Annotated in this window: 10 protein-coding genes; 9 read left to right on the top strand and 1 reads right to left on the bottom strand. The window is 59.4% G+C overall.

All coding sequences use genetic code 11. The features are described 5' to 3' along the window. Positions 1-45 precede the first annotated feature (45 nt). The 9 genes from J3U87_RS26305 (at position 46) to J3U87_RS26265 (ending at position 11,806) form a co-directional block, all read left to right on the top strand. Positions 46-1,224 (top strand): diaminopropionate ammonia-lyase, encoded by a 1,179-nt coding sequence (locus J3U87_RS26305; RefSeq protein WP_237378763.1) that lies wholly within the window; start codon positions 46-48, stop codon positions 1,222-1,224. An 893-nt stretch (positions 1,225-2,117) separates the two neighbouring features. Continuing rightward, a complete protein-coding gene (locus tag J3U87_RS26300; protein ID WP_237378762.1) occupies positions 2,118-2,807 on the top strand; it encodes an acetoacetate decarboxylase family protein in 690 nt (229 codons plus the stop codon). 499 nt (positions 2,808-3,306) lie between these two features. Next, positions 3,307-3,603, top strand: coding sequence for a Sec-independent protein translocase subunit TatA/TatB (locus tag J3U87_RS35050; RefSeq protein WP_272932423.1), 297 nt, complete (start codon positions 3,307-3,309; stop codon positions 3,601-3,603). Beyond that, positions 3,604-4,404, top strand: coding sequence for a twin-arginine translocase subunit TatC (gene tatC / locus J3U87_RS26290; protein WP_237378761.1), 801 nt, complete (start codon positions 3,604-3,606; stop codon positions 4,402-4,404). It begins immediately after the preceding gene. A 284-nt stretch (positions 4,405-4,688) separates the two neighbouring features. Further along, complete coding sequence (rfaE1, locus tag J3U87_RS26285) at positions 4,689-5,717, top strand: D-glycero-beta-D-manno-heptose-7-phosphate kinase (protein ID WP_237378760.1); 1,029 nt, start codon at positions 4,689-4,691, stop codon at positions 5,715-5,717. Positions 5,718-5,769: 52 nt separating this feature from the next. Continuing rightward, on the top strand, positions 5,770-6,294 hold the full coding sequence (locus J3U87_RS26280; protein ID WP_237378759.1) for an NUDIX hydrolase: 525 nt from the start codon (positions 5,770-5,772) through the stop codon (positions 6,292-6,294). 196 nt (positions 6,295-6,490) lie between these two features. Then, complete coding sequence (locus tag J3U87_RS26275; RefSeq protein WP_237378758.1) at positions 6,491-7,396, top strand: DnaJ domain-containing protein; 906 nt, start codon at positions 6,491-6,493, stop codon at positions 7,394-7,396. 473 nt (positions 7,397-7,869) lie between these two features. Further along, the gene (locus tag J3U87_RS26270) at positions 7,870-10,221 is read left to right on the top strand and encodes a hypothetical protein (protein WP_237378757.1); all 2,352 of its coding nucleotides are present in this window, start codon (positions 7,870-7,872) and stop codon (positions 10,219-10,221) included. Positions 10,222-11,110: 889 nt separating this feature from the next. Then, positions 11,111-11,806: a sensor histidine kinase gene (locus tag J3U87_RS26265; RefSeq protein WP_237378756.1), complete on the top strand. Its 696-nt coding sequence runs from the start codon at positions 11,111-11,113 to the stop codon at positions 11,804-11,806. Positions 11,807-11,818: 12 nt separating this feature from the next. Here J3U87_RS26265 and J3U87_RS26260 read toward each other — a convergent pair whose 3' ends face one another. Next, positions 11,819-15,142, bottom strand: coding sequence for an ABC transporter permease (locus J3U87_RS26260; RefSeq protein ID WP_237378755.1), 3,324 nt, complete (start codon positions 15,140-15,142; stop codon positions 11,819-11,821). Positions 15,143-15,203 lie beyond the last annotated feature (61 nt).

The following is a 15,203-nucleotide window of genomic DNA, read 5'->3' as shown; positions in this document are numbered from 1 at the left end:
AAAAATTATCTTCCGACCTTCACCGCTACTACGGAGTACACCCAAATGAGACCCTCTCGCTTTTGGATGCATTCACCCGATCCCATCCTCGCCACCAATCCCGGCTGCAGGACCGACTGCGCCGCGCGACCCTTTCACCGACATCTGCCTGGCTATCGGGCAACGCCGCTTCACCGGCTCCGCGGACTGGCCAGGCGATTGGGTCTTGGTGGCCTGGCGCTCAAGGACGAATCCAAACGGTTCGGTCTCAACGCGTTCAAGTCTCTCGGGGCCTCCTACGGCATCTACCGCTACGTGGCCGCGCGGTGGCGGGAGTCGACCGGTACCGCGCTGAGCCCAAGCGCCTTCCTCGAAGGCAAGGCGACCGAAAAACTGGGCCGCATGACCTTTTGCACCGCAACCGACGGCAATCACGGGCGCGCGGTGGCCTGGACGGCGCGCATCACCGGCAACGACGCGGTCATCTTCGTGCCGGAATGCATGGTGGAAGAGCGACGTCGCCACATCGAACACGAGAACGCGGAAATGGTCATCGTGCCTGGCGACTACGACGCGGCCGTCGAAACCGCGGCAGTGGAGGCCAAACGCCGAAACCTGCACGTCATTTCCGACACCAGTTGGCCCGGTTACGAGCAAATCCCGGCCTGGATCGCCGAGGGCTACGAGACCATGTTCGTCGAAATCGCCGAGGCCACGGAAGACGAGCGCTTTCCGCCCGATGTGGTGCTGTTGCAGTGCGGCGTGGGTGCCTTCCCGGCCTCGGCCGTGACCTGGTTTCGGCGCCGCTATTCGATCGATTCCCCCAAAATCGTGATCGTGGAGCCCCTGGGTGCGGCCTGCGTCCTGGCCGCGGTCATGGCGCGAGCGGGCGAGACACCCATCGACGTGGGCGACGGTCGAACGATCATGGCAGGCCTCAACTGCGGCACGGCATCGAGGATCGCGCTTCCGGCCCTTTGTCAGGCCGACGCCTTCCTGGCCATCGACGATCACTACACGCGCAAGGCCATGCGCACCCTGTACCACAGCCTTCCCGGGGATCCCCAGGTGATCTCGGGGGAGTCGGGCGCCGCCGGGCTGGCGGGGTTGATGGCCATCCTCGAAGAGGCGGCGCTGGCACCGGTCCGAACGGCGCTGTCGATCGGCACCGGCGCGCGGGTGTTGGTCGTCAACACCGAGGGCGACACCGATCCTCGTCACTTTCGGGAAATCGTCCTCGATTAGGCAGAGGTGGTTTCAGGTCCCTGCATGGGTATTGAGCGAGGATTTTTCTTTTTACCACAGAGTCGTTGCCCAGGCCGGGGGTCGGATTGCCGATGGTCCGGCACACCGGCTACCGGGTTTCAGGTGGGTAACTAATCGAAGCGAATCGTTTGGGAGTTCCCGCATTTGTGAGAGGGGCGTCGTTGCAGTAAGTGCCGGGCCCACCCAGGGCGCCGGGCCGACATTTTTCGACGAACTCCCTGCACATCCGCCTTTTTAGGTTTTTATCTTTATCTTCGAGCTTTACAGAGTTTGTTACATAAGAGGCCGCGAAGGCCACGGAGATAGGACAACCCGTCGTTTTCCGAAGATGGGCACTTCGACCATCGATCCTGCCCGAGTTTAGACGAGGTCGCGTCAAAGCCTGGCCCTGACAGTTACCGCGGACTTTTACTTTGAAACCAGGTAAGAGCTAAAAAGCGTGTCAACTCCAGACCCATGAAGGCCTGGGCACGACTCTTCGAATACCAAGCCAAATGACACTAAAGGCCTCCCCTCCGCCGAACCTACACTATGCGGGCCCCATGTTCCCAAGTAGGGCTATCCCCCAATCTCAGTGAACTCCGCGAACTCCGCGGTAAATTTTTTTTGACTCCAGCTCCATGCAAGTATGGACACAACTCTTCAAACTACAACCACTTACGGCCCACCCTCCGAAAACACGGAATTTTCCACCTGCTACGCAAGGGTCACAATGCGGCATCAAAATCTCCGAAAGTGATTTTTTACATCTCCACAGTTTTTTACAGCTTTTCGCTTGGAAAATGAAATCGAAGGGTTAAAATGGAAACTCCTTCCTGAAATTTCTGAAATGATGATCCCATCCGGCCTGAACATTTTCCCGGAGTTTTGCCATGACGACAGCCCCCCTCCCCTCTAAGCTGTCCGAGGCCGTTCTGGTGCCTCCACCTTGGCATCTGCGCGGCTGCGGGTACATCCTCAGCTACTACTTCCCTCGGCATCTCCTCGATATCTGGAGTCGACACTTCCCCCAAGGAACCGGCACACCCACCCTCCCTTTCGGTACGGTGATGCTGGTCGACTACCGCGAATCCGACGCCGGTCCCTATCGCGAACTGCTGCTGATGCCCGGTGTGTTTCGTTACGGTCTTCGTTTCCATCCCACCATCACGCGAATCTACGTTTCCACCCATGTCAGTATGGTCAACGGCCGCCGCAATTGGGGGATCCCCAAGGAATTGGCCGACTTTTCCATCACCCAGGAAGAAGAAGGCGTCGAACGCATTCGCCTCTCGTTGGAGGGCCATACGTTCGTCGACATGCGCCTGGGCACGCGCGGACCCAGCGTCCCCGTGACCACGGCCACGGTGCTGCCGTATTTCCGCAGCATCTGCCAAAACTACGAGGGCCGCCGCATGCTCATCCCGCTCGCGGGTAACGGGCGCATGTGCATGGCACGGCTCCAAGGTGCGCGGATCGATCACGGGTATTTCCCTGATTTCACACGCGGTACCCTGCTCGGCGCATGGAAAGTCACCGAATTCGGCCTTCATTTCCCGATCGCGAAAGTTCTGAACGGCTAATCGAGCGCACTTTTCGACTCGTCGACCATCGACGCGCCAAAGCCACCCAAACCAGGCAAACCACCTACCCGGACGCGGGTCACCGGCATACGTTCCTACCTCGGCCGATGACCCGCTTCCAAACGATGTGGATCGGCGCCCCATGAAGGGAACTATATTAAAAGGGACCCGGGTCCCGCGCCGCCCTTCCCCGAGGCAGGCCGAACCGATCCAAGCGCGCCGACCGGGTTTTCGACCGGACATCCACCTGCCACCGGTACATCACGGGGTTTCGGCCTTCCTTCCGGGTAGCGTTCCCACCCCATAGCGTGTAGCTTTGAATGAGAAGTGCTTCGAGGAAGGCGCAAACGAGGCCGGCGCTTCGCCGAAAGCCAACCGAGACGGATGCGGCACGGTCAACCAGGGCAACCGCGCCAGAAAGACGATGACAAATCGACAACGCGCGGTGTTACAATACCGGGTCTGGCTTTCGAAGCCTGGTAAGTCGTAGGAGTCAAACATGTTCGGACCTGTCGGTTTTCAGGAAATCCTGGTCATTCTTTTGGTGGCGTTTCTCATTTTCGGTCCCAAGCGGTTACCCGAATTGGGTCGCTCCCTGGGCAAGGGGATTCGCGAGTTCAAGAAAAGCACCACGGGCATCGTCGACAGCATCAACGACGAAATCAAGAAACCGGCGGAGCCCACTCCCGCCGCACCGTCTCCCCAAAACTTGGCACAAAACCCCGCGACGCCCAAACCCAGCGAGGATGTTGCCGAAGTGGTCATCAACATGGAAGAAGAAGGTAAAAAAGGTTAAATGGCCGAAGTGAAGCCCGATCCCAACCAAATGGGCTTTTTCGAACACCTGGAAGAGCTGCGCGTCCGTCTGATCCGCAGTGCCGGGCTCTGGCTGGTCATTTTCGTGGCCTGCTTCCTCAACGTGAAGCCCATTTTCGCCTATCTGGCCGAGCCGCTGAAGCGCATCACGAAATCCGACCACATCTTCGGCGCCACGCGATTCGAAGAACCGTTCGTCGCCAACTTGCGCGCCGCCTTCTGGGTCAGCCTCATCTTCTCGAGCCTGATCTTCTTCTATCATTTCTGGGCCTTCGTCGCCCCGGCCCTGACCAAAAAAGAGAAGCGCTTCGCGATTCCCTTCATCGTGTTCATGGCGCTTTTCTTCATCACCGGCTGCCTGTTCAGTTTCCAGTACGTGTTTCCCCACGCCCTCGGGTACCTGATCCAGTGGAACATGGACGAACTGAGCGCCTTTACACGATCCAGTTACCTGCAATTGCTGTTTTTGTTCGTCATCGGGATGGGCATCAGCTTCGAACTGCCCTTGATCCTGTTTTTCCTGGCCAAGGTCGGGTTGGTGAACTACCGGTTCCTGTTGGACAAGTTCCGTTATGCGGTGTTGATCATTTTCATCGCCGCGGCCATCATCACCCCCACGCCCGACCCCTTCCTGCAGACCTTCATGGCCGCACCCATCCTGCTGCTCTACCTGTTGGGGACCTTTCTCGCCTGGACGGTATACAAGAAGGATGAGGAGGAAACCACGGAGGACCCATCCTCCGGCGATTCTTCCGATGACTCCCATTCGGTTTCGGCCTGAGCGGATTCCGCCCGGAATCTGAAGACGAGGAGATGTTCCCTTGGATGTCCACGCCATTCTTTCGCTTCTGCGCTCCCCCTGTTGTCGCGCCACACTGAGCGCGACGCCCGAGGGGCTGCACTGCGATCGCTGCCGCCAGCGGTACGAGATCGATCCCTCCGGCATCGCCGTCCTGTTACCTCCGGAGTCGCCGGCACAGCCCGGCGTCGCGGAGCCGACAGCGAAAACCAATGAATCTCGACCTTAAAACCCGATCCTGTACGTCAACATCAAGGATTTGTCTCATGGAAGATCTAGACGCCCTTTTCGCCATTCTCGACCGATTCAGCCAAACCAAGCTCCTGGTGGTCGGCGACATGATGCTCGACCGGTTCATCTGGGGAAAGGTCAGTCGCATTTCTCCCGAAGCGCCGGTCCCGGTGGTTCAGGTCACCCGTGAATCGGCCCATCTGGGCGGCGCGGCCAACGTCGTGTGCAATCTCGAATCGCTGGGAGCCAAGGCCACTCCCATCGGGTTGATCGGCACGGACGGACCCGCCGCGGATTTTTTGGGTTTGCTGAAAGCGAGCGATATCGACGATCGCGGCATGGTGCGGGACGAATCCTTCGAATCCATTCAAAAAACGCGAATCATCGCCCAACGGCAGCAGGTCTGCCGTGTCGATCGCGAGCGCAAGACGAGCCTGACCCCCGAACAGGAAACCAAGGTCCAGACGCGTCTGTTCGAACTCCTGGAAGAGGCCGATGCCGTCATCGTCAGCGATTACGGCAAAGGGGTCATCACCCGCCACCTGCTTCAGAACCTCATGCAACGCGCGGGTAAACGCATCATAAGCGTCGATCCCAAAGACAAAAATTACGATTACTACCACGACGTCACCGTGATCACGCCCAACCAGAACGAGGCCCAGGGCATGTCCGGTGTCGACATCGAGGACGAGCAGGGCTTGCGCAAGGCGGCTTCGGTCATTTTCGAAAAGCTCCACTGCAAGCGATTACTGATCACCCTCGGCGAGCGCGGCATGGCGCTGTTCCGTTCGCCAACCGACATGGTCCTGATTCCGACCCAGGCGCACGAGGTCTTCGATGTGAGCGGTGCCGGCGATACGGTCATCGCCACCTACACCCTGGCCAAAGCCGCCGGCGCCACCCCGCGCCAGGCCGCGATTCTGGCCAATGCCGCCGCGGGTGTCGTGGTTGGAAAATTCGGAACCGCAACCCTCAACCGCCAAGAGCTGCGCGAAGCCCTCAAGCGTTGGCAGAAGCTCGAGGCAGAACGCGGCGAGACAGGCTTTTTTGCCGCGAAAGGTTGATTCGAGGCGGCCGTCCGTCGGCCCGCCGACAAATCGATCAGGAAGGTGCTCAGTGAATCCCGACCATCCTCATTTCGTCAGTCCCGGTCTCAAACGGGTCGCCACCCTGTGTGTGCTGCACCACCACCGGAACCTGATGTTGCTGGAACGAACCAAAGAGCCGCATATCGGCCGCTTCACCCCCCTCGGCGGGAAGGTGGATCCCAACGAAACGCCGCTGGCGGGTGCCATTCGCGAAACGTACGAAGAGACCGGCATCGAACTCGATACCATGCGCTACCGCGGCATGTTGGTGGAAACCTCTCCCCTGGCCCATATGAACTGGGTCGGCTTCGTGTATTCGGCCGAGATCGAGTATCGCGAACCGCCCACATGCACGGAAGGCACCTTGAAGTGGTTGGATTTCGACGAACTCCATCGCTCGCCCGTTCCAGAGACCGATCCCTACGTGTACAGTTACATGTTCCGCAACGAGCCGTTCATGCTCAATGCCCTTTTCGACGACGAAGATCGCCTGATCCGACTAGACGAACACATCAGCGGGGCCTGCCTGTTCAATCGCGAGGGTCGCCCGTGAGCCGCGTCAGATTTCGTTGCGAGACCCTCTCCCCAATTTCAGGTGCCGGCCCTTACACAACACCGGCGCCTCGCGGGCAGGAGGTGTTCATGCACGGGCCAACTTTTCCTAGGAAATCCGAGGGTTTCTTTGGAGAATGTTCGGAAGCAATCGACCGCGGTCTCACTTCCGGAAATTCGAGGGAGGAAGTTTAGTTATGGCTTGGGGATGGAAAGCGTTCGGCGCCGCGTTGGGCGCTGCATTCGGCGGCCCACTGGGCGCAGGCATCGGTGCCCTCGTCGGTCACGGCGTCGACAATTACACGTCCTCGGACAAGAAAAACGAAAAGGACGAGGTGACGATCCTTGGTGTCGCCAGCTTTTTGAGCCAGGTCGCCCGCGCCGATGGCAAGCAGACCGAGCTCGAACGCGAGCTGATCGTCGAAATTTGTGCATCGTTGGCCCAGGGGGTCGACCCGAAACACATTCGCTTCATGATCGAGAAAGCGCAGAACAACACCCAAATCTTCGAGAAGGTGGTTCAGTCGGCGCGAACCAAGCCCGAACTGCGGATGGCGTTGCTGATGTACGCCTGGCGTGTCGCGGCCAAGGACCTGAAAATATCGCCCGAAGAGGTGGCCTGCATCGACCGATTGGCGGAACGCATGGGCGCCACCAAGGAAGAGTCGGATATTTGTCGCCAGCCCTTTTACCGCGAAGTCCGCAACGACGACTACGAGACATTGGGACTGCCGTTCAACGCCAAACCCGAGCAGGTGAAGGCGGCCTTCCGGGAAATGAGCATCAAATACCATCCGGACCGCCACCACAGCGCGCCCGAAGAGTTGCGGGAATTGGCGAGCGAACGGTTCGCCAAGGTCAAAAACGCCTATCAGGCGATCACCAGCGGCGGTGGCGGCGGAAAGCTCCAAGCCAAATTGGCCGACTCCAGCCAGCTCACGGTTCCGGTCGAGCGCGAGGTGGTGATGTGCTTCGTCTGCAGCCAGAAGGTGCGCCTGCCCGATCCGGCCAGCCACGCCAAAGCGCGCTGTCCCAAGTGCCAGGCACTGCTGCTGTTCGAATCGACCACCGCCAGGAAATGGGCGGCCCACAACCCCGGCTGAAGTCGATGATATCCGACGAGCTTCAAGGTCGGAACCTCTCCCGGGAGGCCATTTCGGCCGAATCCGGGGTGCGTTTTTTTCCGTCATTCCGGTCACTCCCGAAAAGCTCCAAGATTGCGTCACTTTTTCTCCACATTCCTGGGGTAATCTCGTAACTCATCGGGGATGAGTCGTTTCCCCAAAAGACCCGTTCCTCTCAGCCCGTGAACGGGTCGCATCATGGCTCGATGTTTCCGCAGAGCCAACCAAACACAGGTGTGTCCGATACCCTTCGCCGTTCGCGTTTATTCGACGATAAACCCGGGTCGCACATACCTTCCATCACTTTCCTGATTCAGGTCGCGCAGCACTCGACAATGAGAGTGTGGTGAATACCTGCGACCTGGACCATGCCCTCAGTCCCGGCTCTTTCGGAAGTTGGAGGTAACTCCGGTCCAGGATGAGTGCAACCAACCGCCAAGGAGTTGAAGAGTATGTCCAGCAATCACGTTCGCCATTCCAGTTCACATTCATCGCCAATCCTGCAGAGCCACACGCCAAGTGTTCACCCACACAAAACCCCCAGCCCCCTCAAGCTGAGTTCCACCCCCTCCAACTCCAGCTCGCCCAAACTGGAGGCGAAGGGACACGTCTCCCATTCGGTACCAATCGATCAAATCGCGCTGGAATCGAAGGCCAAGGGCGATGAAGCGAAACGCCTCCAAGTCGTTCAGCTACGCATCAACACCATCGACGACAGCGGTGCGCTGCCAAACAGCAAGGCATCGATCACCGCCAAGGCCGAGGCAGCCTTCCATGCATTTGAAGTCCTACACCATGGCAAGTGGGACGATCCCCGACCCAATACCAAAAAGGTCTACACTCTCCCCGAATTCTTTTGGAACGATTTCGGCCACAATCTGAGCCCGGAATTGGAAGCTCATGCCATTGCCGAGATTCAGCGCCTGGCCTCCCAGGAACAGTTCGAAGGTTGCGTCTTCGTATGCGGCACCATGACCGTGGCCCACGCCCCCGAAGACCTCGCGAAACTCGTGGATTCCGATCTCAGACAAATCGAGGAGGCGTTTGGCTTCGACGCAAACGCATTGGACCCCATCAAAGAACGGGCGGAATCCTCCGAGAACGAAAACTTCAAAAGGGAACCTTCTCGCGAACGGAAGATCATGTCGGCGGTCGGGCACGAATACAATCGGGCGCTGACGGCCCTGAACCCCGACGCGGCGCAATTGGCGCCCGACGAATTGAAAGATGCGGAAATCGACGAGGGCGAAGTCTTGGAGGCAGCGATCAAGGAAATCCAATTCCTGGATAAAAACCGCAAGGCCTTGATGTTCCTGACCTCCCTGGGTCAAGGCCGGCAACCTTCCGAAGCGCAATTGAACAGGTTGCGGGACCTCGTCCAACAAAACGACGCCGCGGCACTCGCCGAAGCTCAGGACATTTTGGCGAGCCTGGTCGTCCCCTACAAGTCCGCTGTCGGCGTCAAGCGTGATTTCAAGAACCTGAGTTCGGTGAAAACGATTCTGCGCCTTTACACGCGTGTGGAAAAGGAACTGAAGAGCCAAATGCAAGATCCGCCGGGTCGCCTGCCGTTCCAGACCGTCGCGGACGCCGTCGAACAAAAGCTGCCTGCATTCAAAAACAAATTCCTGCCTTTTTACATGACGGCCTCCGACCGCACCGAGCACAAATCCGGCGTGAACAGAACGAAAATCAAGGAAGAATCGCGTGGCGGCCGGACCGTCAAATTCAGAAGCGACCCCAACCGCCAATATACGGCCGTTCCCATGCGGCACACCATGTTCAAGACGACCGAAAACAAGGCGATCGTCATCGAAGGTGGCATCGATGGGAAAATGGGCTCGGTCAGCAAAGTCGTGCCTTCGGAAATCGACAACCCGCACTATACGAAAGCCGCCACCAGCGGCAAGGGCTATAGCAAGAATATTCAGGACATTCGCCACGAATCGTTCTCGGCCTTTCCCAGCGGCAACAATCCTCAAACGTCCCGCCAACAATCGATTGCCAACGCTCGCGATGTAGGCATCGACGCCTCGAGCTTCGAATTCGAATCCCCCAAGACCGGCATGCGGCTGGCCGTCGCAATTTGTCGCGACTACTCTGAAGGCTTCTACGATGCCTTGTCCAGCGAGCACCGCAATGTGGACCACCTGCAGGTCGTTTCGGCCGGGGTTCCGTCGAGCAAACTACCGAATCACATGGACGGGGTTCACACCTCGATGGCGGTCAACGACGGCTTGAACAGCGAATCCAAAGTCAAGGATTTCACCAAGCGGCAGGATGCCCCCTCGCTGATCGTGGATTTCGATCCCCATACACGGGAGCTCACTCCTCGACCCATGTACGGCAAACAATTTCCGCCGACCTTCCCGATCGATGTCAATCGCGGCGGGTTCAGTGTGGACATCAGTGCACCAATCCACCTTGACCGTGCGCCCGACTCGGATGACGAGTCCTTCACTTCGGAAACCGAATCTCACATGAAAGACATGATTGCCGAACTGACGCGGAGCGAAGCCGATCAAATCAGTAGGCTCGGTGACCAAATCCAAACGGCGACAGAGCTGAAGAACCATCTCGAACTGAGCGAAGAGAACCTGCCCGAAGTCGTCGAAGCCATCAACCAAAACCCGGATCTCACGGCCTTTAACGGCGAGAAGCCAGTTCAAACGGCCGAGGAAGCCAGATCCTTACTCGTTTCTTACATCAAGGCAAGGACGTCGGAGCAAATGGAATTGAACACCGCACAAATCAAGCGGCTCGCGCATTTGGACCTGCTCAGGATGCCCAGTCACCGCACTTGATCGACAACCGATTTACTTCAATCCGTGCATCCCGGGGCGGTTCGCCCCGGGGTCTTGCCTTTAATCGCGATATGCACCAGGTCCCTTGACGCCGGTTGGACCATGGTTACCGTAAATCCAAAGCTTTCCAGAATGGAATCGTTTCTGGCCAGATCGAGGCCGTCTCACAATTAGGCCAAACAAGCGAATCTCCTGAATTCGGCCAACTTAAGTCCAAAAAGGGACATCCTGGCCAATCCCGAGGCCTTATCATTCCGTCGCCCTGGAGCGTCCCCATTTTTCGTCGATAAATCGATCGACCTCTGCGAAAGGCTCTACTCCCCTCTTTAGTTGCGCGCCTGGGATATCAGGTGCTGCTGATTTCGTATTTAGTCTTTTTTACTTCATTTTGGTCAAAAATGTGTAAAATTTCCTAACATTTGTTAAAAAAATCACCCACCGCCCTACCCAATCGTCTCTGGATTGCGCTAGACTGATTTCGGAAACGGTGCAGATGCGGCACGATCGCCGTCGGAAACGCGCTTCATTTTCCCGAAGCGTTCAGCCCGGTTCCACACATACGCGGACGTCACCGACCAAGCCACGCCCCTCACGCGCACGATAGATAGGGATTCGACTTTCACCGCTCTCGAACGGCCTTCGGGCGGCGAATCCCTGGTTAAGGTAAAGTGCATGCGAACCATGGGAGCCCGGTCTTTTGGTCATGATCACCTCGCAGGCGGCCCACGCGACAGCTCATCAATCACAAAACGGGAGCTACAGAACCATTCCAACCACAAGCACCAGAACCCCACACACCGCCCTCCAAATAGGCAAAGCCAAACAGAAACAAGTACTTGGAAGCCATTTTTTCAACCAGAGTCATCGGCCTTTTTACAAAGGAGCTCTCATGAATCAAGCCAATGCGGTGGAAAATACCTCGGATCTGCGTTCCCATCTCGAGCCAGGACGGCCCGAACGGAACCTATCCGGTGTCGCCACGGGGCATGCCGCCACCGCAAAGCCCGGCCACCTGATTGGCCAGGGCAACGAGTCCTTGGTTCCCGAGCAACCGCTTCCCCCGATCTCCCGGGAGGAGAAGAAGGCGCTGTACGACTCCCTGCTCCAAGCACTGGGGACGCCCGCCAAGCTCAACGAATTCCAGGCGCGGCGTTGCGCCATGTGGCAACCGGCCATCGAAAAGGCGCTGTCCGGCTTGACCTCGCGATTCAATCGCTGTCCCCACGTGGTGTTCGATCTCGAGTTGGCGACCGTTCGCATTTCGTTCGACGAAATGAAGATTCTCCTCAACGAACTCCTGGAGAACGCGCTGGCCTACAGTTTTCCCGATTCGCGCGTGGTGGTGCAGGGCCGAGTCGAAGGAACGGGTTACCTGATCTGCGTGTCCGACGAGGGCCACGGCATGGACTCGGAAACCTACGAACACGTGGCGCCCTACGCGGAAATCAAGGCGCCTCTGGAAGACGAAGACGGGTTGGGTCTGCAACTCTGCAAATTGATCGCCGAAGTACACAGCGGCGCACTGACCATCGCCAGCACGCCCGGCGAAGGCACGACCGCCATGGTGGTGTTCCCTCTGGACTGAGGCCCCGCGGCGTCAGCGGGCTTTGAGGTTCTCGAGCAGGGGCAACCGCAACACGCGACCGACCGCCCAACGCGTCGCCAACATGCCGGTGAGGAATACCGCGGCCAGTGTGTAGAGCACCGGCTCGACCGCCGGACCGGCGTCGACGCGATACATTTGCGGCAGCACCGCCACGAGCGCGGAAAGACTGCCCACCAGCATGCCCTTCGACAGCACGAGCCCCATTTCGGCGAACTGCAGCCACAGCAATCGATTTTGGGAGAAACCCAACGCCTGCAGCGTCGCCAACTCGCCGGCCCGTTCCAACGCGTTGCGGAGCACGATCAGGGCGAGCCCCAGGGTTCCCAACAGCAGGCCCAGGCCGCCCAGTACCTGGAAAATGGAGATGTAGGTATTCTCGATGGCGTGAAAACCGGCCAGCAGTTGCCCGGTCGACTTGGCATCGAGCCCGTATTCGGCCAGGCCGCGCTCCAAGGCGGGCATCAAGGCCTGGGGATCGCCGGAACGGGATTCCATTAAATAATAGTTGAATCCCGCGCGATCGGGGAATGCCCGCAGGAACTGCGATTCCGCCATGATCAGCTCACTTTGGAAGATGCTCTTGTTGACCGTGGCCACGATCCGCAATCGCAGGGGTTCGCCGCCGGCGTTGGGCACCACGATGTCCTTGCCCAAACCCGATTTCAAGATCCACAAAATGGAATTGAAATCGCCGATCACGGGTATGGCGCCATCTTCGAATTCGGTGTTCAACAGGGTCCAGGGATTGTCGGCCGGCTCCAGGGTGCTGAAAAAGGTAAATCGTCCGTTCAGAGCTTCGGGGTTCGGCAAGCCGAGAATGCGCGGCTTACGGGGTGCAAACAGATTCAAACAGCTCGCATCGTCGCCTGGCAGTAGCCGCATCGGGACCAGATCCGTTTCGGCAAGCATTTGACGCAACCCATCGTCGAGAGTCAGCGCATCCCAACCCTTCTCGTCGGAAAGATCCACGAACAGGGGCACGTCGGATTCGGCGACGAGATCGTAGCCGCCGGCCGGACCACCTGGCGTCTGGGCATCCGCACCGCCTTCGTACTTGCTCAAGCCGGTGACCACCAGGACGAAGCAGGCCGCAGCCACCAAAAAAACCGATAGCAGGGCCCTTCCCGAGAACAGTGCCAGGTTGCGACGCGCCATGCCGGTCAAGCCGTCGAAGGGCGCGTCACCGGGAAAGGGACGAAACCCGAGCGACACTTGGGCCAGGCCGGCCACAAGCAGGGCGACCCCCAGGCCGAAGGCGGGTCCGGCGGTTTGCTCCACGAACGCGAGGCTCACCAGGCAACCCAATCCCAGGAGCAGGGCCAGGGCGCGTACCCAGCGTGCGCGCCCCTTTCCGAAATGCATGGCGTCGGTACGACCGCCGGCCAGCAGCCGGGCGGCATCCAAACGACGCACGTCGCGCACGGCCCACACCACCGTCAGCCAGGCCACCAGTACCGAGCTCACCCAGCCGACCAATGCCGGCAGGAACGAGACGTGTAATTCGAGCACCGAGGTACCCAAGCCCCACCAGTGCCGCATGCCGTACATCATCACCGCGGCGAAACCCCAGGCGCCGAACACGCCGAGGGTCGAACCGGCGGCAGCCAACACCAGGCCTTCTCGGACGAACACCGCGCGCACCTTGCGCGGCGGAAAACCCAACGCCAGGCGGGTTCCGATTTCACGCGATCGCTCGCTCACGGCCAGGCGCATCAACATGCCCAACAGGCCCAAGGCGGCGGCGATGAGGAAAAAGCTGAAGGCGATGAACAGACCGGTGAAATCGGTGGCTCCGGCGGCTCCTTCCAACGCCAAGCGCCGCAATGGAAACGGCGCCATGTTGCCGAACTCCGGCGTCAGCACCCGTTTCAGCTCGTCGCGCCACCGGTCCCGCATCGCTTCCGGTTCCTGTGTGAGCAGACGAAATCCGGTGGCCTCCCCAAAGCGGTTGTGCCACATGCGCCGGCCCCGATCCAGGGTCACGAAGGCCTTGGGCGCGGCGCGATAATCGTCCCAATAAGTCTCGTCCACGGGTCGAATCGCGGACAGGTTCATTTGAAACGGAGGATCCCAGTCGCTCATGTTGTCGGCGTCTTCGATGCCCGGAAAGGTGGGTGAAAGGTTCGCATCGACGCCCATGCCGGACATCTCGACGATGCCCTGTACCTCGAAGGAAACCTGCGATTCGCGGCTCTCACCCCCCTGTTCCACCTGGAAAAAATCCATGACAACCCGATCGCCGAGACCCACTTGCAACTGAGCGGCGGTCCAAGCGTTGAGCCAAATGCCCTCGTCGTCCAGGCCTCCCTCGCCCTCCGCCACGCGGAATCCCGGTCGGGCCGCATCGATCGGCAAGGCACAGACGGTGGAATAGGGAACGGCTCGATCCGAGGTTCCCAACCGATTGGCCAGGTAGGTGAAGACGGGAAAACGGTCGGGCACGGACAGCCGGGCGGCCGTATCCTCGAACATCCGCAGGTGGGCTTCATCGAAAAAAAACGAGCGGCTTTCCAGAGTGACCGAATCCGGACCCAGTCGCCAGGCGAGTCCCAAATCTCCGAGCGTCATGGCCGTACCGATCCGACGCGTCAAATCCTCGTCGGACATGCCCTCCGGAACGCCGCTCACCACGGCCACGTTGATGAGACCCTCGCGCTCCAATTCGCGTTGCAATCGATCCAGCGGGAGAAATACGTTGAAAACACGAGACTTGGCCGCGCCCATGGCAAAGCCGCCCAAACCCGCGTCGGGTAGGATCTCGGCGACCTGCACGCGCAGCCGGCGGAGGACCCGATTGGTGTCCTTGTGGGAAAGGATCGCCTCGCGGTTCAGGTCACTGGGGTTTTGAAACGAGAGGAGCAGGTCGTCACCGACATCGATCCCCAGTTCGGCGGCGAGCGCGCGGTTGATGACGGCGGCAGGAAAACCCGGCTTGGCCGTCTCGAACACCAGTGGCTGGGAACTGCCGAAGGCCTCCACGAAGCGATCATCGACGCCCAGCACCTGGACGCCGGAGGCCCGGGTTCCGGCAGCGGTGGCATTGCCCTCGACCAACAACAGCGGCGCGGCCAGCAAGCCGCCACGGTCTCCTGGAGAAGCGGCTTGATGCAGCCGATCGGCAAAATCTTCGTCAAAAAATCGGCCCGGTGCCAGCGCATGCGTCAGGGCTCCCAATCGGGCCAGGGCCAAGTGCCGCAAGCTGGAGCGCACCGAATCGCCGATGAGCAGGGCCCCGATCAGGACCGATGCGGCGATCGCCATGCCGAGCAGCGCCGCCGTATGAATACGCCAATAATAGAGCAAACCGCGAAACACAACCGCCTCCGATCGACCCCACGATGAGGGACATGGAACCTACGAAACCAGAAAATCGCGC

Origin of the sequence: Sulfidibacter corallicola, from assembly GCF_017498545.1 — a bacterium.
GTDB lineage: Bacteria > Acidobacteriota > Holophagae > Acanthopleuribacterales > Acanthopleuribacteraceae > Sulfidibacter > Sulfidibacter corallicola.
This window is presented reverse-complemented; position numbering and strand designations above follow the sequence as displayed.

Bases quoted from the DNA above. Each gene is read 5' to 3' on its own strand.
- J3U87_RS26305 (WP_237378763.1), top strand. From the start codon at position 46: ATGAGACCCTCTCGCTTTTGGATGCATTCACCCGATCCCATCCTCGCC.
- J3U87_RS26300 (WP_237378762.1), top strand. From the start codon at position 2,118: ATGACGACAGCCCCCCTCCCCTCTAAGCTGTCCGAGGCCGTTCTGGTG.
- J3U87_RS35050 (WP_272932423.1), top strand. From the start codon at position 3,307: ATGTTCGGACCTGTCGGTTTTCAGGAAATCCTGGTCATTCTTTTGGTG.
- tatC (WP_237378761.1), top strand. From the start codon at position 3,604: ATGGCCGAAGTGAAGCCCGATCCCAACCAAATGGGCTTTTTCGAACAC.
- rfaE1 (WP_237378760.1), top strand. From the start codon at position 4,689: ATGGAAGATCTAGACGCCCTTTTCGCCATTCTCGACCGATTCAGCCAA.
- J3U87_RS26275 (WP_237378758.1), top strand. From the start codon at position 6,491: ATGGCTTGGGGATGGAAAGCGTTCGGCGCCGCGTTGGGCGCTGCATTC.
- J3U87_RS26270 (WP_237378757.1), top strand. From the start codon at position 7,870: ATGTCCAGCAATCACGTTCGCCATTCCAGTTCACATTCATCGCCAATC.
- J3U87_RS26265 (WP_237378756.1), top strand. From the start codon at position 11,111: ATGAATCAAGCCAATGCGGTGGAAAATACCTCGGATCTGCGTTCCCAT.